Here is a 1,474-nt window from a genome sequence, read left to right as displayed (position 1 = left end):
CCAATATTATCCATTATATTATCTATTAAATTTATAGTTGCCAAAAAATTATTCCAATTTAAAATTACAATACCTATTTTCCCCATAACATACTCCTTAAACTTTTATAATCTACTATCCATTCTTTTCTTTTCCTATAAACCTAAATAATAAGAAGAAAAATAACAACTGATACCATAATCTAGGCTCTATAAACAGGTTTTGAAATGCCATAAAAATATAAACTTGTGAATACGCTAGATACATAATTTTACTCTTAATACTCTTATATGAATTAACATACATATATACTCCTATCATCGAGAACAGAACCATGGGAATAATTGCTAAATAATATCCAAAGTCCATACTAAAATCAACTAATGCAGTATGAACTGTAGCAAAACCGGCAACTGGATTTCGCATTTCATTAACATATTCATATAAAGGATAATCAGCAAATATATTATTAAATTTTAAAATCCCCACAAATACTGGCCTTAACATAAATTTTCCATACTGGAAATCTACAAATTGATAGTTGGCACTAATAAATCTATCTAAATTTTCTACAGACAATGCAAAATATCCATATAATATAGCAAAAACATCAAAAGGTCCTCCGTATCCATGAAAAGAAATTCCTTCTGAATAACTAATATCATACTTATACCCATGGGTCATTCTCAATTCACCAATAGCAGCCCCCGATATTAACATAATGGCAAAAACTATTCCAAATCTAAACATAAATTTCCTTTTATTTTTGGCAATAGTAAATAACAATCCCATTAAGGGTATTACTGCCATTACGATATCAAAACGCGCTAATCTAGTAACTGGTAATAACATCACTAAAATAATAAAGAATATATACAACTTCTTTTTCTCATTAAGGTATACCATGAATAATAATAAACTAACAACCGGAACAAAACTCCTCGTAATAATTGACAAAACACTTACAGAAACTGTATGAATATCTATTGAGCTATTAGTTAATAGTATAGGGAATATATACCCTGAAGAAATCTTATTTTCTAAGAAATACGCACCAACGACAATAAACATAAGAACTAATACAAAATTTTTATTAACTCTCATGCTTAGTTTTTTCAATTTTTCTTTTGAATTATTTAATACGTCTTTTTTATAACTTGCAAATATAAAAATTGACGGTAATATAACAAATGCTAACATACTATATATTAATAAAACATAGGTCAAATCTGTCCATTCATCCTGCTGTAATCCTGATAATTTAAAACTACTAAATAGTACTGGTAATATCCAAAAGAAACAAGTTAAACTCACTGGATTAAATAAATCTTTTGTATAACCTATGATCAAGATAGTCATTAATATACTTAGTGATATAACTAAATAAAATAGTAATTCCAATATTATATCCCTCACTAATTCATTTCATATAGGCTGATAATTTTTTCTTTAATTTATACGGAAATATTTTATGAATTTTCCCTAAACGATATGC

General features: G+C 26.7%; 1 protein-coding gene. It reads right to left on the bottom strand.

From position 1 onward, the window contains the following. Nucleotides 1-114: 114 nt before the first annotated feature. Entirely contained in the window at nt 115-1,380 is a 1,266-nt protein-coding gene (locus GBN78_RS29680) for an O-antigen polymerase (RefSeq protein ID WP_070184489.1), read from the bottom strand. Between the last annotated feature and the right edge of the window lie 94 nt (nt 1,381-1,474).

Origin of the sequence: Bacillus sp. B2-WWTP-C-10-Post-4 (assembly GCF_009183805.1) — a bacterium.
Classification (GTDB): Bacteria; Bacillota; Bacilli; order Bacillales; family Bacillaceae_G; genus Bacillus_A; species Bacillus_A cereus.
Note: the sequence above shows the minus strand (reverse complement) of the source record. Positions and strands in the feature narration are given on the sequence as shown.